The sequence below is a fragment of the Enterococcus sp. DIV1421a genome, assembly GCF_051711025.1.
GTDB lineage: Bacteria > Bacillota > Bacilli > Lactobacillales > Enterococcaceae > Enterococcus_B > Enterococcus_B hirae.
On sequence record NZ_JBIOLU010000001.1, the window covers coordinates 634351 to 658393 of the forward strand.

Here is a 24043-nt window from a genome sequence, read left to right on the forward strand (position 1 = left end):
ATTTTAATAAGGATGGGGAAATCTGTTGGTAGAAAAGGAGAGAAATGATGAAAACGAGAAAAGACAGCTATTTCAAGATAGTGATTTTATTCGTAGGATTAATGAGTATTTTACTGGGAATAGGGATGCAAAAATCATTTGCGGAGACGGTTGATTTTGCTTATACCGATTCTACGGGACAACGTTTAACAAATGGAACAGCAGTAGGGAATACCTATAATTATGATTATGGCCATGCACCAGAAGCCGTATTTGACGAAGAAAATTATGTTAATTACGCCGACCGTGCATATTTAAAAAAGAGTGTCACAGAAGATAGCAAGACACAAGGTTTATTTGACGTCACGTTAGATGTGAAAGGTAACCAGATCGGAACACCGATTGATTTAGTTTTGGTGATCGATTATTCTTCCTCCATGACTGGCGAAAAATTAACCAATGCTTTAATCGGATTACAACAATTTGGCAATGAATTAGCGGATTCGTTAGCTAATGGGAATATCCGCGTGGGGATCGTAGCATACAATCGAGAGGTTTATTCAACAAATGGTTTTTCAAGTAATATGAATGACTTAGAGAACTTCTTGAAATATACCGCTGAGTCACATTCGGGAACATTTATGCAAAAAGGATTATTAGCAGGGCAACGGTTATTATTGGAGAAAAGTCGGCCAGAAGCGGAAAAACTATTTATTCATATTGGTGATGACAGTGCCAATCGTAGTTATCTTCCAGTACAAGGAGCGAAAGAGTATCCAAATGAGGGAGAGATCATTGATTATAATGGCTACCATACCGATCGTTATATTCAAGATTTTCAAACTGATTCTGACAAATACTATACGACGAACAGTAACCCTTCTGATCCCAATGCAATTTCTGTTAGTAGTTCAATTGTGACAGATGCGACCTTAGGAACGATTGTTTCTCTCAAGCATTCGGGTTTTACCTGTTATTCGATAGCGACAGCACCTTCTGCTCGAGGGGAATATATTGGGCGAAACTTAGCTTCTAAACCGCAACAATACCTTACAACCGATGAAAATCTAAGCGGTTTGGGTTCTGCCTTAACAGAGATTGCCAACCAAATTGATAAAACGATTCCTAATGGTACGATCACTGATCCTATGGGGCAAGACATTTTACTCCAGGGAGCGGGTGAGTTTAATGAATGTTCCTATCAATTAGTCGGTTGGCGAAAAAATGAACAAGGAAATTGGGAACAAGCCAATGATGTAGTGGCTGATGTAGTTGTATCGGAAGCGAACCAAACGATTACGATTGCAAATATTGCATTAGGGGAAAATGAACGGCTTACGTGTACCTATCAAGTTCGTTTAAACACTGAAAATACTCATTTTAAAGGCGAAACTTGGTATTTGTGTAATGGACGGACAACGTTAGCACCAACAAATGAAAGTGAATTATTTGATTTTCCAATCCCTTCAATCAAGGCACCGACAACCACAATCCAAGTAGCAAAAAAATGGAAAAATGTAGCGGCATCCGAGATCCCAGAGACTATTGACTATGTGATTCGCAGGAGTTCGGTCGTTGATCCTACGAGTTGGCAAAGTTCAGCGGTGCTTTCTTTAAGAAAACAAGATAATTATCAAGCGACGATCAAGGAACTGCCAGTGGGAAACGAAAAAGCGGTCTTACCAAAATACAATAATCAAGGAGAAGACTTTACTTATCAAGTAGCGGAAGTGAATGTACCTGATGAATTTGAGAGTAACGTAACCAATAATGGCAATTCTTTTGTGATCACGAATACGAAAAAAACGACCGAACCAAGCACAACAGAACCAAGCACAACGGAACCAAGCACAACAGAACCAAGCACAACAGAACCAAGCACAACGGAGCCAAGCACAACGGAGCCAAGCACAACGGAGCCAAGCACAACAGAACCAAGCACAACGGAGCCAAGCACAACGGAGCCAAGCACGACGGAACCAAGCACAACGGAGCCAAGTACAACGGAGCCAAGCACAACGGAGCCAAGCACAACGGAATCAAGTACCACGGAACCAAGCACAACAGAACCAAGCACAACAGAATCAAGTATGACCGAATCAAGTGCCATCGACTTAAGAAACTCTGGACCAAGTACAACTAAAAAAGAGGCGATGCTCCAGATTGCTTCTGAATCTTCGACTGATTCTGAAGCGGAACATTTACCAAAAACAAATGAACATTCCTCGTCCATTCTGGTCTTTCTGGGAACGATGATCGTCGGATCGGTGGGTTATTATTTGATTCGTAAAATAAGATAGCCAATCAGCTGATGTAGCTCAGAATGTCTGAAACTAGATGTTCTGAGTTTTTTTGTGCTATAGTTTAGTCAAAGTCATGTTGTGAAACGAAGGGGGAAACAGGATGAAAAAAGCGTTGTTGGTCGTTAATCCAAGTTCTGGAGGAGAACAAGCACAAGAATATGAAAAACTGGCCCATCAAAAGTTAACCACGATGTTTGATGAAGTCGTTGTTCTTCATACGAAAAAAGCTGGAGATGCCAAGAATTTTACTCGAGAAGCAGCAGTGGATAGGTATCACAGCGTGTTTGTCATGGGTGGAGATGGTACTGTTAATGAAGGAATCAATGGGATCGCTGAACAAGCACATCGTCCAAATTTTGGTTTTATTCCGTTAGGAACAGTCAACGACTTAGCCCGTGCTTTAGGCATACCGTTAGAACCCGAAGAAGCTATCGCTCATCTTTCAATGGATGCGTTGCAACCATTAGATATTGGGAAAATCAATGACCAATATTTTATGAATGTCGTGGCGATCGGGACCATTCCTGAGTCAATCAATGATGTAGATCCAGAAAAGAAAACAAAATATGGTAAGTTTGCTTACTTTATCTCAGGAATCAAGCAATTGGCTGGAACCCAATCTTATAAATTCCAGTTAGTCATTGATGGGCAGGAAAAACAAATTGAAAGTAGTACATTGCTGGTAGGATTAACTAATTCAATTGGTGGTTTTGAAACATTGATACCTAATGCTAAAGTAAATGATGGCAAATTGCACTTGGTTTATTTAAAAGACACTTCATTGTTAGATACGTTAAAAACATTGCCTGATTTGTTAAAAGGTGTTGATTCTTCTACCGATCATCTGGCTTATCAAACCTGTGAAACGATCCAGATTGCTTTGGATGAAGACCAAGAATTGGCAACAAATGTGGATGGCGATGAAGGTGTCAAGCTGCCTGTCACACTAAAAGTTCTTCCTTCACATCTGATGATTTATTGTTGAGAAACCAGGGAGGATCAGCTTTCTATAACTGTTGATCTGAGTCATATCCTTTGTTTTGAACAGTAGGTCCCCCTGTCATCTGATGTCGATTTTAAGCGGATCTGAGAATCTGGTGAGACAGAGGCTGTGAATAAAGTTGGAATAATGAACTGAAAAACAGCCAGGATGAGGTTGAGGCAAATTTTGGCTCAGTCTCGTTCTGGCTGTTTTTGGTTAGTTATATTTAGCTGATTTAGTTAGAAGGACGAAAAAGCATTTCTCCTGAAAAAATGAAGGAGTCTCTTAATCTAATGCTTCGATAAAGCGTTGAGCAATCTCTTGAGGGCGTGTGATCGCACCACCTACAACGATGCCAGCTACGCCTAGATCTTTGACTTGTTTGGCTTGTTGTGGCGTGTGGATCCGACCTTCTGCAATAACGCATATATCAGCTTGGATCAGTTCTTGGATGAGTGGGAGATCAGGACCAGCTTGTTTCACACTTTCTTCTGTATAGCCGCTTAAAGTTGTCCCCACAAAATCAACTCCTGCTTCGTAAGCATTCTTTCCTTCTTCAAAAGTGGCGATATCAGCCATCAATAATTGCTGTGGATATTTTTCTTTGACTCTAGCAATGAATTCATTGATGGTCAGACCATCGTGGCGTTTGCGTAAAGTACAATCCAAAGCGATAACTTCAACCCCTGTGGCTACTAGTTCATCAACTTCACGCATGGTTGCTGTGATAAATGGCGCTTCAGGAGGATAATCACGTTTAATGATACCGATGATCGGCAGGGCCACTTTTTCTTTGATCGCCATAATATCCCGTACTGAGTTCGCACGGATACCAACAGCTCCTGCTTTTTCAGCAGCTAAAGCAAAATAAGGCATCAAACTACCTTCTTCTGTATAAAAAGGTTCTCCAGGTAAGGCTTGGCAGGAAACGATCAGCCCACCAGCAATTTTTTCTAAGAATAATTGTTTGTCCATTCTGATTTTCTCCTTTATAGTTTTTTTTTCAGTTTCACAAAAACGTTTCGCAAAGAGCTAAGGCTATGCGAATGATAGCAAAAAAGTGATTACTTAGATAACGGTTATCTAAGATAAATTGCTTGCTCAGACAAATAAGCGGTTTAGAAAAAAGCTTTATTTTTTGATTACAAAATAAGTGTAGCGATTTCGTAATTATTGAGCAAGTGATAGTTCTCAAAAACAGCGTAGATCAGTTGAGTGAATGAATTGACATAAAAAAACAAAAGTCCTTGCTTTTTTCTTAATTTTTATATATGATTTTAACAATTTAGGGTAAAAATGAAAGAAAAGGGGTAACAAAAATGACGAAGTATCAACGGAAGGTTTTATTAGCAACATCATCAGGGATTGCATTAGAGAATATGGATATCATGTTCCTAGCTTTTTCTTTATCTTCAATGATTGCAACTTTTCATATTAGTGGAACGCAAGCGGGAATGATTGCGACGATCACTAATCTGGGGATGCTCGTTGGAGGTATTTTTTTTGGTCTGATGGCGGATAAATATGGTCGAGTAAAGGTGTTCTCTCAAACGGTTATCTTATTTTCAATTGCTTCATTATTGATGTATTTTTCTTCAACGATTTATTTAGTCTACTTGTTTCGGTTTATTGCCGGAATCGGGGCTGGGGGCGAGTATGGCGCTTGTATGTCTTTGATCTCTGAAACTTTTTCAAAAAAACAAATTGGACGAGCTTCGTCCATTGCTGGTATTGGAGCCCAAGTAGGCGCGGCTCTCGCTGCTATTTTGGCGGCAATCGTCATTCCATGGCTCGGGTGGCGCATGTTATATGTGATTGGTGTATTACCTGTATTATTAGTTTTAGTCATCCGACATGGCTTAAAAGAACCGGAGACATTTCAAGCTGCGAAAGCAACTAAAAAGGCGACAAAGTTACGCAATCTATTTGAAACGAAACAACTTACTTGGCAGACGATTGGCTTGAGTCTTATGGTGACTGTCCAAATTGCTGGTTATTTTGGTTTGATGAATTGGTTACCTTCGATCATGCAAGCACAACTAGGATTATCCGTTTCAGGTTCGTCTTTATGGATGGTGAGTACGATTGTGGGGATGTCATTAGGTATGTTGACTTTTGGGATCATCATGGATAAATTAGGTCCCAGAACAGCCTTTACTTTATTCTTGATTTGTTCAGCGCTCTCGGTCTTCTTACTCGTTTTAGCTCGTAGTCAATGGAGTTTAGTAGCAGCAGCGGTGGTTGTTGGTTACTTTATCAATGGCATGTATGGCGGCTATGGTGCAATCATTAGTAGCCTGTATCCTACTGAGATCCGTGCAACAGCCAATAACTTTATTATGAATTTAGGTAGAGCTGTAGGTGGATTTTCTTCGATCATTATTGGCTTTTTGATGGATCATTATCAATTATCTGCTGTGATTATTTTTCTAAGTAGTATTTATCTTGTCAGTCTAGTGGTCTTGTGGACACTTACTGGTGTAAAAGAATTAAAATTCAGCTTACAAGAATAACATCCATTGGTGTAAGTTATCAGTGGATAAGTAACATTCGTTATCATTTTGCTTTATAAAAAGATCGTTAAATAAATACGTATATTTTATTTTATCTAGGTAAATATACTTATTTTCTATTAAAAACATGGTATGATTATTAGTAATCGAATAAAGAAATAGGTGAATGTTCATGGATAGTATGGCGAAAGTCAATCAATTTAGAGACGAAAGAAATTGGCGACAATTTCATAACGAAAAAGATCTTGCAATTTCTATTTCCTTAGAAGCTTCTGAATTACTGGAGCTTTTTCAATGGAAGCAACCAGAAGAAGTGAAGGAAACTTCATTAGAGCGGATCAAAGAAGAACTGGCAGATGTCTTGATCTATTCTTACATGATGGCTGACAATTTACAGTTGGATCTTGATGAAATTATTGAAGAAAAATTAGCAAAAAATAAATTGAAATATCCAGTAGAAGCAAGTCGAGGACAACGAAAGAAATATACAGAACTTTAAGTGTGAAACTACAGGTTGCGTTTATTTTAGCTAAATAAGGGAGGCAAGTGAATGAAGGAAAAACCAAGCAAAGGTCGAGTAAAAAGATGGATCGCCAATTTTTTCTTATTTTTACTATTATTGGTTGGATTAGCGTTAATTTTTAATGAACAGATCAAAGATTATTTTGTTAAAAATACCGGAGATAAATACGCAATTGCCAATGTGACAAAAGATGAAATTAAGAAAAACAACGAAAAAGAGGCAAGTTTTGATTTTGATGCAGTGGAGTCAATGAGTACGGAAAGTGTGTTGCGTGCCCAATTGAATCGAACGGACTTACCAGTTATTGGTAGTATTGCTGTTCCTTCAGTGGCAATCAATATCCCGATTTTTAGAGGTTTAGATAATGCGAACTTGCTTTATGGTGCGGGGACACTAGATCCTAATCAGCAAATGGGAAAAGGAAATTATGCTTTAGCGAGTCATCGTTCGAGCAATCCACAACTATTATTCACGCCACTAGAAAATTTATCATTAGGAGATAAAATCTATTTGGTAGATTTGGAAAATGTCTATACGTATAAAGCAACCTTTAAAGAAAAAGTGGCACCGACGGAGACCCAGCTGTTAAATATCCAAGAAGGAAAATCGCTCGTTACGTTGATTACGTGCGGAGATATGAATGCGGTGACTCGATTAGTCGTTCAAGGTGAATTAGAGAAGGTTACACCAATGAAAAAAGCGACGAAAGAAATGAAGGCAGCATTCAATATGGAAACACGAACATTTTAGAAGAAAATAGTTAATGAAAAACCGACGATTGCTAGTTCGCTCGAACAGCTAATAGTTTTCGTCGGTTTTTTAATTTCTCATTTTTACAATTACTAAAAAAAAAAAGTTGAAAAGGCTTGCAAAAATAAAAGAAGGGTGCTATGCTTGGTTCAGATAATCGATGGATTGTTACTGTTCGGCAGGCAAAACCAGAATTCAACCTAAAGTACAGGGGGATTCTAGGTTTTTTTATTTTTTTTTATGAGAGGGCGAGGGAAAATGGTTATTGAAAAAGTCTTAAATAATAACGTCGTCATTTCAAAAAACGAACGAGGTGAAGAGATTATCTGTATGGGCAAAGGCCTCGCGTTTCAAAAAAGACCTGGTGATAGGATTGATAAAACAGCAGTTCAAAAAGAATTTGTTTTAAAAGATTCCTTAGCAACCAATCAATTTCAACAGCTGATGGCGGATGTCCCATTAGAAGAAGTAGAATTAGTCAAACAGATCGTTGATGTGGCGGAAGAACGATTAGGCGTTTCGTTGTCGTCAAATATTTATTTGACATTGACCGATCATATCCATTATGCGATTTGTCGAGCGAACGAAAATATCCAGTTACCAAATCCGCTTCTTTTTGAAACAAAGAAATTTTATCCGAAAGAATACTTGGTGGCCAAAGAAGTATTGCAATTGATCCAGAGAAAAGTTGGAGTCAGTCTACCGATTGACGAGGCAGGATTTATCGCTTTTCATTTAGTGAATAGCCAACAAGGAAATGGGGATATGCAAGTCACGATGACTGCAACGACGATCGTTAGAGATATTCTCAGCATTATTAGTAAGTTCTTTGGTGTGACATTTGACGAGGAATCGTTGAATTACCAACGAATCATCACCCATTTACAATTTTTTACACAACGCTATTTAAAAGGCGAAAGTTCGGATGAGCAGGATGAATTTCTCTATGCGCTCGTTCAAGGGAAATATCCAAAAGCCTTCCGCTGTTCGGAACGGATCAATGACTATCTCTTAAAAACGCAACAGGAACCAATGGGAGTCGCAGAACAAATCTATTTAACGATTCACATCCAACGTGTAGTGAGTGAAAAACAAAGTACCCAATCTTAAGGATTGTTACTGGTAAAGCAGGCAAAACCTAGATTGAAAAATAGGGCACGAATTTTCGTGACCGTTTTTTCAATCTAGGTTTTTTATTTGATTAAATCAACTAGAAAGAAGGAAAATAAGATGGATAATCAAGCAGTTGGTAAAAGAGTATGGGAGGCAGTCGGAGGTGAAAAGAATGTCAATAGTTTAGTACATTGTGCGACACGTTTACGTTTCAAATTAAAAGATGAATCGGTCGCAGACACACAAAAGTTAAAACAGGATCCAGATGTGATTCAAGTAGTACAAAGTGGTGGTCAGTACCAAGTAGTTATCGGTAGTAATGTGGCTGACGTTTACCAAGCAATCGTTGATGAGCAAGGTCTGACAGATCAATCAGGAACAGAGGATCAGTCAAAAAATCCTTTGAATCGCTTGATTGATATTATTTCTAGTATTTTCACGCCATTTTTAGGCGCAATGGCAGCTGCAGGGATCTTAAAAGGATTTTTATCTTTGGCAACGGTGTTAGGGTGGCTTTCTGCGGATACTGGGGCTTACCAAATTCTATTTGCAGCCGCAGATGGTGTCTTTACCTTTTTACCAGTGATGTTAGCTTTTACTGCAGCCAAAAAATTCAAAACGAACCAATTTTTATCTGTGGCAATTGCTATGGCGTTAGTTTATCCAGCAATCACGCAACTAGCTGGAGCTGGAGGGGCAGTGGATTTCTTTGGATTACCAATCGTGTTAGCTCAATCAGGTTACACATCTTCAGTGATTCCGATCATTTTGGCTGTTTGGGTCCAAAGCAAATTTGAACCGCTGGTGAAAAAAGTGATTCCACAATTTTTACAAATGATTTTTGTACCAATGATCGTTTTATTGGTGATGGTGCCATTAACTTTCTTACTGTTAGGTCCAATCGGGACAGTTATCGGTAATGGGTTAGGTAGTCTATTTAATTCGATTTACAGCTTTAGTCCATTAGTTGCGGGCTTGATTATGGGAAGTTTATGGCAAGTGTTCGTAATGTTTGGGATGCACTGGGGATTTGTACCGATCATGTTCTTGAATATTGAACAATATGGGTTTGACGTCATGGTTCCAATGCTTTTACCAGCCGTTTTAGCTCAAGGTGGTGCAGCCTTAGCAGTGGCGATTCGTACCAAAGATACTAAGCTTCGTTCATTAGGTATTTCATCTACAATTACCTCACTTTTTGGCATTACGGAACCAACTGTTTATGGGGTAACTTTACCGTTAAAGAAACCGTTTGTCGTTGCTTGTCTGTCAGCCGGTATCGGAGGCGCAATGATTGGTTTTGCTGGTGTGAAAGCTTTCTCTAGCGGGTTAGTAAGCTTGTTAACGATCCCAACGTTTATTAGTACGAACCAAGCAGTTGAATCCAATGTGACCATGGCAATCCTTGCGACAGCTCTTTCATTTGTCTTAGCATTCGTAGGTACGCTGATCGTTGGATTTGATGAAACCGTCCAAGATGAAAAACTAGAAACAAACCAACAAACAACAGCAGGTGACACGATTAGTTCTGCTCGACATAATCTAAAAAGTCCTTTAAGCGGGAAAGTCCTGCCATTATCTGATGTTCCGGATAAAGTTTTCTCTTCTGGAGCGATGGGAAAAGGGCTTGCGATTGATCCGGAAAAAGGTGAATTGATTGCGCCAGCGGATGGGGAGATCACGACCATTTTCCCAACAGGTCATGCGGTTGGTTTAACAACGAAAGATGGGATTGAAATCTTGATGCATATCGGTATGGATACCGTTGAGCTTGAAGGACAAGGGTTTGAGACTTTTGTAAAACAAGGGGATCAAGTAAAAGCTGGTGATTTATTGGTTCGATTTGATATTGAAGCGATTAAAGCCGCTGGATACAGTGTGATCACGCCAATCGTTATTACAAATACGGAACATTTTGCTGATGTGTTGGAATTAAATCAAGAAGAACTGATTGCTAGTGAAGATTTTCTAGCAATTGTCAAATAAGGAGGAAATAGCAGATGACTACAAAGTTTTCAAAAGATTTTTTATGGGGTGGCGCTACAGCTGCCAATCAATTAGAAGGTGCTTACGATCAAGATGGGAAAGGGCTCTCAGTTGCTGACGCGATGCCTGGGGGGAAACAACGATTTGCAGTTATTGGCAGTGAAGACTTTGATTGGACGATCCAACCAGATAAATATACCTATCCTAACCATCAAGGGATCGACCATTATTATCGGTTTAAAGAAGACATTGCGCTTTTTGCTGAAATGGGCTTTAAATGTTATCGTTTCTCCATTGCTTGGACTCGGATTTTCCCTCAAGGAGACGAAGTAACACCGAATGAGAAAGGTTTAACGTTTTATGAAGAAGTGATTGATGAATGTTTGAAATATGGGATTGAACCTGTGATCACGATTTCCCATTACGAGATGCCATTAAATCTAGCAAAAAAATATGGCGGGTGGAAAAACCGAGAACTGATTGATTTTTACGAACGCTTTGCTAAAGTGGTGCTTGAACGATTCAGCGATAAAGTCAAATATTGGATGACGTTCAATGAGATCAATTCAGCTTTTCATTTTCCAGCTTTGAGTCAAGGATTAGTAAAAAGTAATGGTGCGGCTGATTATCAAAATATCTTCCAAGCATGGCATAACCAATTTGTAGCAAGTAGTAAAGCAGTAAAAATCGCTCATGAATTACGGGAGGATAGCCAAGTGGGTTGTATGATTATCTATGCAACGACGTATAGCATAGATGCTAATCCAATCAATCAAGTAGCTACATTGATCCAGAACCAAGAATTCAATTTCTTCTGTGCAGATGTTCAAGTACGGGGCAAATACCCGGCATACACAAACCGCACGTATGAAAAATATGGCGTAGATAGTGACAAATTAGAACAAACGACTGAAGATTTTGAGTTGTTGCAAGCATATCCAGTCGACTATATCGGTTTCAGCTATTATATGTCTACTGCAGTCAACGAAACGGACCCAGATGCAGCGGCCTCAGCCGGTAATCTTTTAGGTGGAGTTAAAAATCCGTTCTTAGAAGCCAGTGAATGGGGATGGCAGATTGATCCAGAAGGGTTACGGATTGCATTAAACGAGTTGTACAACCGTTACGAAAAACCATTGTTTATTGTTGAAAATGGGTTAGGCGCAATTGATAAGGTAGAAGAAGACGGGCGCATCAATGACGATTACCGTATTGATTACTTACGTCGGCATATCGAAGCAATGGGAGAAGCTGTGGCTGATGGAGTAGAACTCATGGGATATACGCCATGGGGATGTATTGATCTGGTAAGTGCTTCGACTGGTGAAATGAGTAAACGTTATGGATTTATCTATGTTGATTTGGATGATGAAGGGAACGGAACCAAAAATCGTTCAAAGAAAAAATCTTTTGAGTGGTATCAAAAAGTCATCGCCACCAATGGAGAAGAACTGTAAGTCTGTATTCATGATAGAACCGTTGTTTACTAAGAAATTAAGAATAGTTCATTTCTGATAAAGAAAATAAGGTCATTTTTGACAAATCACTGTCGAAAATGGTCTTTTTTCTATTTGATCGAGCGATTCATTTTACTCTCGTTGTTCTAAAGAAAAAAATCACGAGATGTGGGAAAGTCTCACTTGTGTACCCTGTCATAGAATGATAAAAAAATATCGGTTATTTTAAAATAATCATAGGGATTAGGAATGGAAGATGATATAATCTAAAATGAAAATGTGAAATAAATCACTATTGTTTTTGAAAAAATATGGGAAGTGTGGGTTTGAACATCTATGTATACACCAGAAGAAATTATGGATATCAGTATCCATCTTGGAACGAAAAAGATCCAAAAGCCAATTCTTGCGAAATTAATTCTAGGTTTTATCGGAGGAGCAATGATCTCGTTAGGTTATTTAGCCTACATCAGAGTTTCAGCTTCGATTCCAGAATCACTGGCGAGTTTAACTAGTTTAGTAGGGGCGGCTGTGTTTCCTATCGGACTATTGGTGATCCTGCTTGGTGGTGGGGAATTAATTACTGGAAATATGATGGCGGTTGCAATTGCTTTTATGGATAAAAAAGTAACTTTTTCACAATTAGTTAAAAATTGGACAATTATCACGTTAGCTAATATCGTGGGTGCCATTTTTGTTGCATATTTCTTTGGACACTTTGTCGGATTGACTCATTCAGGCGTTTATTTGGACCAAGTCATCCATATTGCTGATCATAAGATTGAAGCTTCTTGGTGGCAAGCACTTGGTTCGGGAATTGGTTGTAACTGGTTTGTCGGCTTAGCATTATGGCTATCCTATGGAGCAAAAGATGCAGCTGGAAAAGTATTGACTATTTGGTTCCCCGTAATGATTTTTGTTGCCATCGGCTTTCAGCATAGTGTGGCTAACTGCTTTGTGATCCCAGCCGCAATTTTTGAAGGACAAGCAACTTGGACAGAATTTCTCTTGAATTTTATCCCAGTTTATATCGGTAACATTGTCGGCGGTGCAATATTCGTATCAGGGTTTTACTATGCAAGCTATAAGCATCATTGAAAATAAGCATGTTGATCGATAAGTTAGAAGACTAATAAGAACATCGAAGTTTGCGTTTTGCTTACTTTGGTGTTTTTTGTAACTGATAAAATAATTTCTTCCTATTATAATTTTATAGATAAAAAAGAAGAACTATTGTCTTAATCCTCAATCCACCAACATAGCTAATCCATGTCGTTTATATTCTTTTTTTATTTTTTATGTGCTATGATTCTAGTAATAAAATCGAAAGGTGAAGTTATGAAAAGGACACGTGTACTATACCTAGAAGTTGCAGACAAGATCAAAGAAGATATCTTTTCAGGAAAGTATCCTGTCGGCACCATGTTGCCTACAGAAAATGAATTAGAAGAAATGTTTCAAGTAAGTAAGATCACGGTTCGTAAGGCCATTGAATTATTAGCAACAGATGAATATGTCGAAAAGAAAAGCGGACGAGGGACGACGGTAGTAAGTAATCGTCCATACAATCGTTTGTCAAAAGCGGCAAGTTTTACACAGATTCTAGAAAACTCACAACATACAGTTCACAAAGAAACGTTGGAATTAAAGAAAATCACTTTAAAAAAAGATCACCCATTATTTGCCTCTTTTGGTTCAACGGCTGTCTGTTTTAAGCGATTATACTACTTAAACGACCGTCCTTATATTTACTTTACGCATTATCTGCCAAGTGATTTGTTAGAAATCAAGCGCAAAGTATTTGATGAAGAGTCTTTATATCGTTTATTGACCCAAAAAGGTTATGCCATCGACTCCTTTGCCGATGATTTTTCCGCTGTGTTTCTAACAAAGGATGAACGGGAAATTTTAAAAACTACCTCAGAGATCGCGATTAAAAGAACGCGACAATCAAAGACTCACTTGGGGAAAACAATCGAATATTCAGAAGCAATTTACGAGACCAATCTGCATCCTTATCATATAGACTATGAAACATAAGGTTGTTTGAACGATGTTCTGCTTCAAGTAATAACGGCGAGCCTTAGAAAATAGCTTTTCATATTTTGTAAGGCACGCCGTTATTACCGCAGAAGCCATCAGATACATGGGTCAAGATATTCGCAGGTGGTTTCTTGTGATGGGGGAAGGATTGTGTATTTTTAGGATAAGCTTCCTTAGAGAGTAGAAAAATTTTTACTATTTATAGAAATCGTTTACAAAGTTAGCATAATATGGTACGATCACTTTGATAAACATTATAATGTTATAAAAGGAGAGAGCGGCAATGGATAAGTTTGTAGGATTGATTGAACAAAAGATTATGCCAGTAGCTAACCGAATTGGAACACAGAGGCACATGACGGCAATTAGAAAAGGAATTATTGCAACGATGCCACTAACGATCGTCGGTTCATTTTTTACGATTTTACTGAACATTCCGATTGAATCTGTGGCAGCAGTGATAGAACCCTATCGGCAAATTTTGGATATTCCTTTTCGTTATACGATAGGGATTTTGGCATTATACGCAACATTTGGGATTGCTTCATCATTAGCAAAAAGTTATAAAGTTGATTCCTTGACGGCTGGTATATTAGCATTGATGTCTTTTCTGATCGTGGCAGCACCACCGACACAGGTAGTAGAAGACTTGGAAGGAATCACAGCAGGACGTTATATCAATATTGCGAATCTAGGATCAGGTTCATTATTTGGTGCCATTGTTACAGCAATTATTTCTGTCGAGATTTATCGTTTCTTCATTGAAAAGAAAATTACAATCAAGATGCCTGATGGGGTGCCACCAGAAGTGACAAACTCTTTTGTTGCATTGATTCCTGGAGCGGTGATTTTGATTTTCTTCTGGGTGATCCGCCATATGCTTGGTTTTGATCTGAATGGGTTTTTAAGTGAGTTATTGATGCCGCTAAAAGGCATACTTGCAGGGAATAGTTTGTTTGGTGGTTTATTAACAGTCTTCTTGATTTGTTTTTTCTGGGTTCTTGGGATTCATGGCCCAGCCATTATGGGACCAGTGATTCGCCCATTTTGGGATATTTCGATTGCTGAAAACATTGATGCTTTCAACGCTGGTGCGAATGCTCATAATATGCCGAATATTTTTACAGAACAGTTTTTACAGTGGTACGTGTGGATTGGTGGCGCAGGAACAACCTTGGCTTTAGTGGTTTTATTCATGTTCTCCAAATCAAAATATTTAAAGAGTTTAGGTCGATTATCGATTTTACCAGGACTATTCAACATCAATGAACCAATGATCTTCGGGGCACCGATTGTAATGAACCCGGTATTAGGGATTCCGTTCATTCTTGCACCGTTAGTAACGACTACTTTGTCATATGTCTTAACGGTTAGTGGTCTCATCCCAATGATGACGGCTCGGTTACCATTTGCTATTCCTTCGCCAATCGCCGCTTGGATGAGTACAAACTGGAGCGTAGCAGCTGGCGTGTTAGTTATTGCTAACTTCCTGATCACATTGGCTATTTATTATCCGTTCTTCAAAGTATTCGAAAAACAACAACTGGCTCGTGAAGCAGAAGAACAAGCGCAAGAAGAAGCACCAATGGTGACGGGCGTTACCGAGGAACAAGCATAATAAAAAATGGAGGTTAGTGGCTATGAAACGTGCACTAGGGATTTCACTTTACCCAGATCATAGTGATCCAATCAAAGACCAGGAATATTTGCAATTAGCACAACGTTATGGGTTTACCCGTATTTTTATGAGTATGTTAGAAGTAACGGAAGATCCCCTGATCGTAAAACAAAAGTTTCAAAAATTGATTCATTTTGCGAAAGAATTGGGATTTGAAACGATTTTAGATGTTGCTCCCAACATTTTTGAACAGTTGGACATTTCGTATGACGACTTAAGTTTTTTCCACGAAACTGGTGCAGATGGAATCCGTCTTGATTTAGGATTTGACGGCGGAAAAGAAGCTTTGCTGTCATATAACCCTTATCATTTAGCGATTGAGTTGAATATGAGTAATGATGTTGCTTATTTGGATAATATTTTGTCTCATCAAGCAAATAAACCCTTTCTCTATGGGTGTCATAATTTTTATCCTCAAGAAGGAACAGGCTTACCTTACCGATTTTTTGAGTCTTGCAGCCAACGATTTAAAAAACAAGGGTTACGAACGGCTGCTTTTGTTTCTTCTCAGGTGGGAACAATCGGACCGTGGGATATCAATGATGGGTTGACTACGTTAGAGATGCACCGTCATTTACCGGTCCATGTAGCAGCAAAACATTTGTTTGCTAGTGGGTTGATCGATGATGTCATTATTGGAAATGCCTACGCATCTGAAGAAGAGTTGCGTATGTTAGGAGAAATGGATCGCTATCAAACAGTATTTACGATCGAGTGGCAGACAGCTGCTCATGAAGTAGAACGACAAATTGTACTAGGAGAACAACATGTTCGTCGAGGAGATATCACTGAACAGGTCATTCGTTCCACTGAAGTTCGAAAAAAATATAAAGATGCAAAAAATGAAGCCCATGACAATGAAAATGAATTTCAAATTGGTGATGTAGTCATTGGAAATGATACATTTGGCAAATACAAAAATGAACTTCAAATTGTTTTAGAACCACATCGGGATGCAAGGAAAAATAAAGTTGGTGCAATTGTACCAGAAGAACATCTCTTACTAGATTTTATCCACCCATGGTCGAAGTTCAAATTTATAGAAAAGTAGGCGTTGTGATGTTCGATTTAGTGATCAGAAATGCTCGTAGATTAACTGGCGAAACAATGGATATTGGGATCAATAATGGAAAAATCCAGAAAATCGCAACAAGTATCCCAGAAAAAGGAAAAACAGAACAAACGTTGCAGCCAGGGCACTATCTTTCTGCTGGCTGGATCGATGACCATGTCCATTGTTTTGAGGAAATGACTTTATATTATGATTACCCAGACCAGATTGGTGTGAGTAAAGGGGTAACAACGGTTATCGATGCAGGAACAACAGGTGCCGAAAATATCCATCAATTTTATGAACGAGCAAAAAAAGCTAAAACCAATGTATATGCCTTGTTGAATATTTCAAAGTGGGGCATCGTAGAACAAGATGAATTAGCTGATTTAACCAAGATACAGGCGGATTTGGTCAAAGAAAAATTAACTGAATTTCCAGAATTTATCGTGGGAATCAAAGCCAGAATGAGCAAAACCGTGGTTGGGAATAATGGATTGACACCGCTGGAATGGGCGAAAAAAATTCAAAAAGAGAATCATCAAATTCCTTTGATGGTGCATATTGGCTCTGCCCCACCACATTTAGAAGAAATTTTACAGCTTCTGGAAAAAGGCGATATCCTGACCCATTGTTTTAATGGGAAAGATAACGGGATTATGGAGAAAGAAACTCATCAGATTAAACCGTTTGTCAAAGATGCCTTAGCCAAAGGGGTGATTTTCGATATTGGTCATGGCACTGACAGTTTTAATTTTGAGGTGGCAAAAGCAGCCTATGACCAAGGAATCAAAGCGGACTCTATTAGCACGGATATCTATATTCGTAATCGAAAGAACGGCCCCGTTTACGATTTAGCGACAACGATGGAAAAATTGCATTTTATCGGCTATTCCTGGTCAGAAATTTTAGAAAAGGTAACTTGTGTGCCGGCTAAAAATTTCCATTTAGGAACGAAAGGTCAGATAGAAGTAGGTTTTGATGCGGATTTTACAATATTTGAATTTGTTGACCAAGAAAAGATGATTACTGACTCGAATGGACAACAGCAAGTGATCGATCAACAAATCAAACCAGTTAGCGTAATTATTGGGGGAAAGAGTTATGAGTGTAAGTTATGATAAATTCAATTTAAAAGAAGTGATCAATGCTTCAGGCCGGATGACGATTTTAGGTGTTTCCAAAGTATCGGAATCTGTTTTGGCAGCGCAACGCTTTGGCGGCGAACATTTTTTTGAAATGTCAGACCTGAGTGAAAAAACGGGTGCTTACCTGGCGAATCTCTTAGCAGTTGAGGATGTTCAGATCGTTTCTTGTGCTTCTGCAGGTATTGTTCAAGCAGTGGCAGCGGTTATTGGCAAAGGAAGTCTAACTCATGTTTATCATCCTTATTCAACAACTATCAAGAAAAAGGAAATTATTTTACCCAAAGGACACAATGTTGATTACGGCACATCCGTTGAATTAATGATTCAACAAGGTGGGGGGCAAGTAATCGAGGCAGGTTATGCCAATATGTGTAGCACTGAACATCTTGAAAGCTGTATCACTGAAAATACCGCAGCGATTCTTTATGTCAAAAGTCACCATACGGTTCAAAAAAGTATGTTGTCAGTAGAAGAAGCAGTAGCAGTTGCCCAAAAACATGAAATCCCGTTGATTGTTGATGCAGCAGCAGAAGAGGATTTATTCAAATACACTAAACTAGGAGCGGACCTAGTGATCTATTCGGGTGCAAAGGCGATCGAAGGTCCAAGTGCAGGAATGGTGATTGGAAAGAATCCTTATATACCATGGGTGCGATTACAATCAAAAGGGATCGGTCGTTCGATGAAAATCGGTAAAGAGAATATTTTAGGGTTTACTCAAGCGGTCACCGATTATCTTGAACATGGCAGTGAATCTGGTGAGTCAATGAAGCACCGTTTACAACCATTTGTTGAAGAGTTGAATCACATTGATCATTTGTCAGCAACTATTGTTCAAGATCCAGCTGGTCGAGAGATTTATCGAGCGAGTGTTAAAATCAGTGATCGTTCTGCACATTCAGTTATTCAGGCACTAAAAGAAAAAAATCCAGCAGTCTATACACGAGATTATCAAGCGAATCATGGTATCATTGAATTTGACATACGTTCGGTCAATCAAGAAGAAATGCAAAAAATCATTGTTCGCCTGCAAGAAATCATGAATGAAACAAAATTATCTTGAGTGAAAAAGGAGAGAAAAAAATGTCACGAATTCCTAACTATTTACACGATCAAGTTTGTTTGAATGTTTTAGCTAATTCTGTTGAAAATGCGGTGGAGTGTTATGAAGCAGCTGAAGGACATATTTTGTTAGGGGTGCTTTCAAAAAACTATAAAACAGACGAAGCAGCGATTGCTGACATGAAAAAGTATCAAGCAGCAACGAATAATGCGCTATCAGTTGGCTTGGGAGCAGGTGATCCAAACCAGAGTCAAATGGTGACTCGTTTGGCAAAAGTCTTGCAACCACAACATGTGAACCAAGTATTTACTGGAGTGGGTGCTTCACGAGCTGTGTTAGGTCAAAATGAAACAGTGGTCAATGGATTAGTTTCACCAACAGGTAAAGAAGGGTATGTCAATATTGCAACCGGTCCTTTAAGTTCTCAAGGTACAGCAGGCGTAGTCACGATTGAAACAGCGATTCGCTTACTGCAAGATATGGGAGGAACATCAATCAAGTATTTTCCAATGAAAGGGTTAGCACATCAAAAAGAGTATGAGGCGGTAGCGCAAGCTTGTGCCACTTATGATTTTGCATTAGAACCAACAGGAGGAATTGATTTAACCAACTTTGAAGAGATCCTTCAAATCGCTGTCGATGCCAAGGTGAAAAAGATTATTCCTCATGTCTACAGCTCGATTATTGACCCTGAAACGGGCAATACGAAGCCAGAGGATGTCCGGACATTACTACAAATCATGAAAAAAGTTGTCAGCTAAGATGAAAAAAGGTGAGAAAATGAAATTTGGGGCATTCGGAGAAGTGATGTTGCGATTGACACCTCCAGAACACTTGATGCTAGAACAAACCCATACATTAAGACTGGCATATACCGGAACAGGTGTGAATCTAGTTGGTAATCTAGCTCATTTTGATATGGAGAGTTATCTATTGACGGCTCTGCCCGATAATCGCTTAGGCAGTGCTGCATTAGCTAACTTAAAAAGTATCGGTGTTGAAACGAAGTATGTAATCCAACAAGAACAACATATCGGTACCTATTTCGCAGAAATGGGGTATGGTGTTCGTCCTACTGAAGTTACTTACCAAAATCGAAAACATAGTTCTTTTGGATTGTCTCAAGAAAATGACTATGAATTACAGGCGTTTATTGAAACAGTAGATCTTGTGCATATTTGCGGGATCAGTTTGAGTTTGTCTGATCAGTGTGCCGAAACAGCGATTTCTCTTGCCAAGAAAGCACATGCTCAGGGAAAAAAAGTATGTTTTGATTTCAACTTTCGGCCAACATTGAACCAGGAACAAGATCAAAGAAACATCTTGAAACAACGCTATGAGGAAATTTTACCTTATTGTACGATTTTATTTGGCTCGATCCGTGATTTGACGGAATTATTAGAATGGCGAACAAGCGATTCAACGAAAAATCCTATCGCCTATATCCAATCCTTTTTAGCTTATTATGACATCGAATGGTTTGCTGGTACGAAACGAACCAGCCATGAAGGAAGAAAACAATTAAAAGGATATTTGATCACCGTCACAGAAGACGCTGAAACACCTTTTTACGAGTTATTTGTTTTAGACCGAATTGGTGCAGGGGATGCTTTTGCGGCTGGGATATTATTAGGATATGCGGACAACTGGTCATTGACTAGAACCGTCGAGTTTGCAACAGGAAATGCTCGTTTGGCTCACGCAATCCAAGGAGATGTTCCGCTCACAACTAGAAAACAGGTTCAACAATTACTAGATGCGCCAGATGTCGATTTGATTCGCTAAGAAATAGTCTTGCGATGAATGGACGAAATAAAATGCATCGGAGCGTTAAGAAAGTCTTGAAATGGGAATCAGTGTTTCGAGACTTTTTGACATCGTCTGAAATATTAAAAGTTAGCTTTTAGTAGATAGCAGATCAGCCAAGAGTTTATCAAGCAGAAGGTAAAAATCCAGAAAGGATTGAATAGAGTTGCAACTGTAGCGGTCGTTTTAGATCGCTAACTTTCTCTGTTGTTTTTAGGGTCTAAAAGAAGGAGAAATATTTTTGACAAAAATCTGGGAGAAAAACAGTACAGTTTTTTGTAGGTTTTCGTTTTCTCTTGACTACCACGTAAGCGATCAGTATTATAAGGAACAGATAGAAACAGCCGAATAAAAAAGGCACCTCCATTTCTAGTGGCAGCCAGAAACAGAGGTCTTGAAAAAGTCAACCACATTGACCAATCAAGTTTGCCATAGTCAATGGAAACCATCAACTTCGTTTATTGTATCGAATCTTAAAGGAGAAATCTACCTTTTTTGATGAGAAAAATAGATGAATTACATGTGTTTTATTTACTGTGCCATAAATGGATTGGATACGATGTGTCCAGTCCATTTTTTTATCCAAAAACATACACCTGAGGATAACGAGTAAAATGAAGATAGCAAGTGCAACAAATAGGGGAGAGTTTACTTGGGCGAGTAAAGTGTGTCAATGTTGGTTTTGGCTTTTTCAAGGAACATAAAAAAGCACATGTTTTAGAATAAAAGCATTTGGCTGTTTCTATCGTTTTTCAAGATCAGAACAATAATTGAGTGAGCCGTCGTACCATGAGATAAAACCGATATATTGAAGGAGTGCAGATTATCTTTCAAGTATTGGCTTATTTTTTTGCTATTAGATAAAAAGTTGGTCTTTCTTATTGGTTGTCAAAATGTGATGAATATCAGAAAATAGAACAATTCAAGAAAACATTTGATTGGGGAGTTCATGTACATAAAATTTTTAGCGAAACATTTACAGATAATGAAACATAACAATTATTTTATCAAATTTTTTTCGAGAAAAGAATGATGCTAGATTCTCGTTAAATGAGTGAATGTTATTGTCAGAACACGATGAAAGCAAGCTTTCTTAATTAAGAAAGTCGTTTCAAATTTAAACATTTATGTTATTTAATGTTTTTTTAAAATAAAAAAGATTAAAAAAGTTTTCGCCAACAAACACTAGATATAGTGTTTGTTTTATTATATACCACTAAAAAATCACAAAATCTAGTCTTTTATTTTAAAAAAACAAGTGTAAAATGAAGTTAGACTTTTGAGTTGGGATGTGTTTTTTTGAAACTAACAGTTTTTTGTGGCTCCCGTTTTGGTAATAAAGAAAGCTATAAATTTATTGCCCAAACGTTAGGAAAATATATGGCTCAAGAAGAGATTGAGCTGGTTTATGGTGGATCAGAATCGGGTATCATGGGAGTTTTCAGTCAGACTTTACTAGAAAACAATGGGAAAGTCACTGGTATCTATCCAACAGGGCTTTTTGATTCTGAGTTACCGAATACAAATGTAACAACTTTTATTCCTACCGAGACAATCGACGAACGAAAAGTATTGTTATTTGAACAAGGAGATGCTGTTTTGATCTTTCCTGGAGGATTGGGAACCTTAGAAGAGTTTTCTCAACTTTTATCTTGGATGGCCATTGATTTAACAGCGAAGAAACCGATTGGTATTTTAGATATCGGAGGATATTATGAAGGTTTAAAGACGTTATTAGAAACGTTTGCCAAAGAAGAATTTATGGATGCCAAATGGCTGGATTACGTCTTTTTTTCAAATAACCCATTAGAACTAGTCGATTTATTACGCGCAGAAGTAAGTGAAACACAACTATTATTAGAGGAGGCAAATTAATGAGTCAAATTTATTTAGCAGGTCCATTCTTTTCAGAGGAGCAAGTTGAGCGTGTTGCTCGTATCGAAAAAGCATTGGAAGAAAATCCAACGGTGACTGGTTTTTATTCACCAAGACATCATCAAGAAAGTAATTATGAAATGTTTAGTGCAGGTTGGGCACAAGAAGTTTATGAAAAAGATATGGCAGAACTAACAGCAGCTGATTACGTAGTAGCTATTTTAGATTATGAACATCAAATCATTGATCCAGGGACAGCTTATGAATTAGGGGCAGCAACAATGATGAAAAAACCAATGATTGTTTTCCAAGAAGAGACTGTTCCAACTAATTTGATGATTACTCAAAGTTTGCATACTTATTTAAAAACAGTTGACGAAGTACGTGACTACGATTTTAAAACATTACCAGTAACGAAATACGTAGGCGAGTACTTATAGAAATAGAAAGAGGAAGGATTGCATGTCAGTGATATTAATTTCAGGAACGATTGGTGCAGGAAAAAGCAGTTTGACAGATATGCTTGCGAAAGAAATCGACTCAAAACCATTTTATGAAAGTGTTGAGGATAATGAAGTGTTACCACTTTTTTATTCAAATCCAGAACAGTATGCTTTTTTATTGCAAATTTTCTTTTTGAATAAACGATTTTTAGCGATGAAAAATGCTTTAGTGGATGATGATAACGTGTTAGACCGTTCGATCTATGAAGATAGCCTGCTATTTCATTTAAATGCAGATCTAGGTCGAGTGACCGATATTGAAGTGCAACAATATGATAATTTATTGGATACGATGCTTAACGAGTTAGACGATGTTGCTCCTAAGAAACGTCCAGACTTGATGGTTCATATCAAAGTGTCCTTGGATACAATGTTGGATCGCATCAAAAAACGGGGTCGTGATTATGAACAGCTGGAAAGTGATGAGACACTTTATGACTATTATCGCTCTTTAAATCAACGTTATGATCAATGGTATGAAGATTTTGATGTTTGTCCGAAGATTCAAATCGATGGTGACCGCTTCGATTTTGTTGAAAAGCCAGAACATGCAAAAGAGGTCATTGAACAAATCCAACAAAAATTAGCAGAATTAAGCGATGTAGAGGCAGGGAAATACTTTACTGAGAATCAACATGCAAAAGGACAAGGACTGGGTCAGTAAACAGTCATAACGTTCCATTTTAAAAAGATGATGACATCGTTCATTTTAAGAAACAAGCTGGAAAACCTCCAAGATAGTCGAAACGATTTGGAGGTTTTCCAGCTTGTTTTTGATAGAGCGGTTCCTGAAAAGCCATGATTCGAAAGAACACAGTTCGATAGTAATCAATTTATCAAGGAAAAAGCTGTTTTTGGCTAAGTGAAAAAGATAGTAAAAATAGATCAAAAGATTTGAACGTGTCTTTTGACATCTTCAAATCTTTTGACCTATTGGTATCCTGCCATACTTATACAAAATAAGGCCGAGACTTTATTTAACAGTTAAAACATCCGCATGTCTTTCTTTCGTATAGGATTCAAATGACTTAAATGAATCTTTTACAGTTTTATGACAGTGATCGCAAATACTTAAGCTTCCTTGATCACTAAATTCGGTATGAATATTTTTACTGGTTGTACAAGTACAATAATCATGACTATCAAATATACTCATTTTTTTCTCCTTTATCACATTGTGCTTACCCAATATACCAGAAAGAAATGGCAGAAACAAAAAAATTAAGAGAAATTAACAATTTCTCTTAATTTCAGTTAATTCCTAGCGAGT

At 38.1% G+C, this 24043-nt stretch carries 21 protein-coding genes; 19 read left to right on the forward strand and 2 right to left on the reverse strand.

Annotation, left to right across the window (positions count from 1 at the left end; genetic code table 11):
- The first annotated feature begins 47 nt into the window (after positions 1–47).
- Positions 48–2279 carry a VWA domain-containing protein gene (locus tag IGK21_RS03010; RefSeq protein WP_258925175.1) on the forward strand — a complete coding sequence of 744 codons (2232 nt, stop codon included), beginning with the start codon at positions 48–50 and terminating at the stop codon, positions 2277–2279.
- Positions 2280–2382: 103 nt separating this feature from the next.
- Positions 2383–3267, forward strand: coding sequence for a diacylglycerol/lipid kinase family protein (locus tag IGK21_RS03015; RefSeq protein WP_034699710.1), 885 nt, complete (start codon positions 2383–2385; stop codon positions 3265–3267).
- Positions 3268–3549: 282 nt separating this feature from the next.
- On the opposite strand, the gene IGK21_RS03020 is transcribed toward IGK21_RS03015, so the two are convergent.
- Positions 3550–4239, reverse strand: coding sequence for an N-acetylmannosamine-6-phosphate 2-epimerase (locus tag IGK21_RS03020; RefSeq protein ID WP_034699713.1), 690 nt, complete (start codon positions 4237–4239; stop codon positions 3550–3552).
- 344 nt (positions 4240–4583) lie between these two features.
- On the opposite strand from IGK21_RS03020, the gene IGK21_RS03025 reads away from it, so the two are divergent.
- The 17 genes from IGK21_RS03025 (at position 4584) to IGK21_RS03105 (ending at position 23437) form a co-directional block, all read left to right on the forward strand.
- Positions 4584–5777 carry an MFS transporter gene (locus IGK21_RS03025; RefSeq protein ID WP_181914829.1) on the forward strand — a complete coding sequence of 398 codons (1194 nt, stop codon included), beginning with the start codon at positions 4584–4586 and terminating at the stop codon, positions 5775–5777.
- 172 nt (positions 5778–5949) lie between these two features.
- Positions 5950–6276, forward strand: a complete 327-nt coding sequence (locus IGK21_RS03030; RefSeq protein WP_010719940.1) for a nucleotide pyrophosphohydrolase — start codon at positions 5950–5952, stop codon at positions 6274–6276.
- A gap of 51 nt (positions 6277–6327) precedes the next feature.
- Positions 6328–7050, forward strand: a complete 723-nt coding sequence (locus tag IGK21_RS03035; protein ID WP_010738352.1) for a class A sortase — start codon at positions 6328–6330, stop codon at positions 7048–7050.
- 258 nt (positions 7051–7308) lie between these two features.
- Positions 7309–8160, forward strand: coding sequence for a BglG family transcription antiterminator LicT (gene licT, locus IGK21_RS03040; protein ID WP_010738350.1), 852 nt, complete (start codon positions 7309–7311; stop codon positions 8158–8160).
- 120 nt (positions 8161–8280) lie between these two features.
- Positions 8281–10149, forward strand: a complete 1869-nt coding sequence (locus IGK21_RS03045; RefSeq protein WP_034699718.1) for a beta-glucoside-specific PTS transporter subunit IIABC — start codon at positions 8281–8283, stop codon at positions 10147–10149.
- Between the two features lie 14 nt (positions 10150–10163).
- Positions 10164–11606 carry a glycoside hydrolase family 1 protein gene (locus IGK21_RS03050; RefSeq protein WP_181914830.1) on the forward strand — a complete coding sequence of 481 codons (1443 nt, stop codon included), beginning with the start codon at positions 10164–10166 and terminating at the stop codon, positions 11604–11606.
- Positions 11607–11942: 336 nt separating this feature from the next.
- Positions 11943–12704: a formate/nitrite transporter family protein gene (locus IGK21_RS03055; RefSeq protein WP_010719935.1), complete on the forward strand. Its 762-nt coding sequence runs from the start codon at positions 11943–11945 to the stop codon at positions 12702–12704.
- Positions 12705–12944: 240 nt separating this feature from the next.
- Entirely contained in the window at positions 12945–13646 is a 702-nt protein-coding gene (locus tag IGK21_RS03060; protein WP_010719934.1) for a GntR family transcriptional regulator, read from the forward strand.
- A 286-nt stretch (positions 13647–13932) separates the two neighbouring features.
- Positions 13933–15267, forward strand: a complete 1335-nt coding sequence (locus IGK21_RS03065; RefSeq protein WP_034699724.1) for a PTS sugar transporter subunit IIC — start codon at positions 13933–13935, stop codon at positions 15265–15267.
- 22 nt (positions 15268–15289) lie between these two features.
- A complete protein-coding gene (locus IGK21_RS03070; RefSeq protein WP_034699727.1) occupies positions 15290–16378 on the forward strand; it encodes a DUF871 domain-containing protein in 1089 nt (362 codons plus the stop codon).
- 8 nt (positions 16379–16386) lie between these two features.
- The gene (locus IGK21_RS03075) at positions 16387–17499 is read left to right on the forward strand and encodes an amidohydrolase/deacetylase family metallohydrolase (RefSeq protein ID WP_034699842.1); all 1113 of its coding nucleotides are present in this window, start codon (positions 16387–16389) and stop codon (positions 17497–17499) included.
- Entirely contained in the window at positions 17483–18589 is a 1107-nt protein-coding gene (locus IGK21_RS03080) for a DgaE family pyridoxal phosphate-dependent ammonia lyase (RefSeq protein WP_010738345.1), read from the forward strand. The genes IGK21_RS03075 and IGK21_RS03080 overlap by 17 nt, the downstream gene beginning before the upstream one ends.
- A gap of 20 nt (positions 18590–18609) precedes the next feature.
- On the forward strand, positions 18610–19350 hold the full coding sequence (gene dagF / locus IGK21_RS03085; protein ID WP_010738344.1) for a 2-dehydro-3-deoxy-phosphogluconate aldolase: 741 nt from the start codon (positions 18610–18612) through the stop codon (positions 19348–19350).
- Positions 19351–19369: 19 nt separating this feature from the next.
- The gene (locus tag IGK21_RS03090; protein ID WP_034699846.1) at positions 19370–20374 is read left to right on the forward strand and encodes a sugar kinase; all 1005 of its coding nucleotides are present in this window, start codon (positions 19370–19372) and stop codon (positions 20372–20374) included.
- A 1320-nt stretch (positions 20375–21694) separates the two neighbouring features.
- Entirely contained in the window at positions 21695–22270 is a 576-nt protein-coding gene (locus IGK21_RS03095) for a TIGR00730 family Rossman fold protein (RefSeq protein WP_010719927.1), read from the forward strand.
- Entirely contained in the window at positions 22270–22710 is a 441-nt protein-coding gene (locus tag IGK21_RS03100) for a nucleoside 2-deoxyribosyltransferase (RefSeq protein WP_010719926.1), read from the forward strand. The genes IGK21_RS03095 and IGK21_RS03100 overlap by 1 nt, the downstream gene beginning before the upstream one ends.
- 22 nt (positions 22711–22732) lie before the next feature.
- On the forward strand, positions 22733–23437 hold the full coding sequence (locus IGK21_RS03105; protein ID WP_010719925.1) for a deoxynucleoside kinase: 705 nt from the start codon (positions 22733–22735) through the stop codon (positions 23435–23437).
- A gap of 309 nt (positions 23438–23746) precedes the next feature.
- Here IGK21_RS03105 and IGK21_RS03110 read toward each other — a convergent pair whose 3' ends face one another.
- Positions 23747–23929, reverse strand: coding sequence for a hypothetical protein (locus tag IGK21_RS03110; RefSeq protein WP_010719924.1), 183 nt, complete (start codon positions 23927–23929; stop codon positions 23747–23749).
- Positions 23930–24043 lie beyond the last annotated feature (114 nt).

Coding starts and splice junctions, on each gene's coding strand:
- IGK21_RS03090 (WP_034699846.1), top strand. CDS start 19,370: ATGAAATTTGGGGCATTCGGAGAAGTGATGTTGCGATTGACACCTCCA.
- IGK21_RS03065 (WP_034699724.1), top strand. CDS start 13,933: ATGGATAAGTTTGTAGGATTGATTGAACAAAAGATTATGCCAGTAGCT.
- IGK21_RS03020 (WP_034699713.1), bottom strand. CDS start 4,239: ATGGACAAACAATTATTCTTAGAAAAAATTGCTGGTGGGCTGATCGTT.
- IGK21_RS03055 (WP_010719935.1), top strand. CDS start 11,943: ATGTATACACCAGAAGAAATTATGGATATCAGTATCCATCTTGGAACG.
- IGK21_RS03070 (WP_034699727.1), top strand. CDS start 15,290: ATGAAACGTGCACTAGGGATTTCACTTTACCCAGATCATAGTGATCCA.
- IGK21_RS03035 (WP_010738352.1), top strand. CDS start 6,328: ATGAAGGAAAAACCAAGCAAAGGTCGAGTAAAAAGATGGATCGCCAAT.
- IGK21_RS03015 (WP_034699710.1), top strand. CDS start 2,383: ATGAAAAAAGCGTTGTTGGTCGTTAATCCAAGTTCTGGAGGAGAACAA.
- IGK21_RS03105 (WP_010719925.1), top strand. CDS start 22,733: ATGTCAGTGATATTAATTTCAGGAACGATTGGTGCAGGAAAAAGCAGT.
- IGK21_RS03100 (WP_010719926.1), top strand. CDS start 22,270: ATGAGTCAAATTTATTTAGCAGGTCCATTCTTTTCAGAGGAGCAAGTT.
- IGK21_RS03075 (WP_034699842.1), top strand. CDS start 16,387: ATGTTCGATTTAGTGATCAGAAATGCTCGTAGATTAACTGGCGAAACA.
- IGK21_RS03010 (WP_258925175.1), top strand. CDS start 48: ATGAAAACGAGAAAAGACAGCTATTTCAAGATAGTGATTTTATTCGTA.
- IGK21_RS03110 (WP_010719924.1), bottom strand. CDS start 23,929: ATGAGTATATTTGATAGTCATGATTATTGTACTTGTACAACCAGTAAA.
- IGK21_RS03030 (WP_010719940.1), top strand. CDS start 5,950: ATGGATAGTATGGCGAAAGTCAATCAATTTAGAGACGAAAGAAATTGG.
- licT (WP_010738350.1), top strand. CDS start 7,309: ATGGTTATTGAAAAAGTCTTAAATAATAACGTCGTCATTTCAAAAAAC.
- dagF (WP_010738344.1), top strand. CDS start 18,610: ATGTCACGAATTCCTAACTATTTACACGATCAAGTTTGTTTGAATGTT.
- IGK21_RS03045 (WP_034699718.1), top strand. CDS start 8,281: ATGGATAATCAAGCAGTTGGTAAAAGAGTATGGGAGGCAGTCGGAGGT.
- IGK21_RS03080 (WP_010738345.1), top strand. CDS start 17,483: ATGAGTGTAAGTTATGATAAATTCAATTTAAAAGAAGTGATCAATGCT.
- IGK21_RS03050 (WP_181914830.1), top strand. CDS start 10,164: ATGACTACAAAGTTTTCAAAAGATTTTTTATGGGGTGGCGCTACAGCT.
- IGK21_RS03025 (WP_181914829.1), top strand. CDS start 4,584: ATGACGAAGTATCAACGGAAGGTTTTATTAGCAACATCATCAGGGATT.
- IGK21_RS03060 (WP_010719934.1), top strand. CDS start 12,945: ATGAAAAGGACACGTGTACTATACCTAGAAGTTGCAGACAAGATCAAA.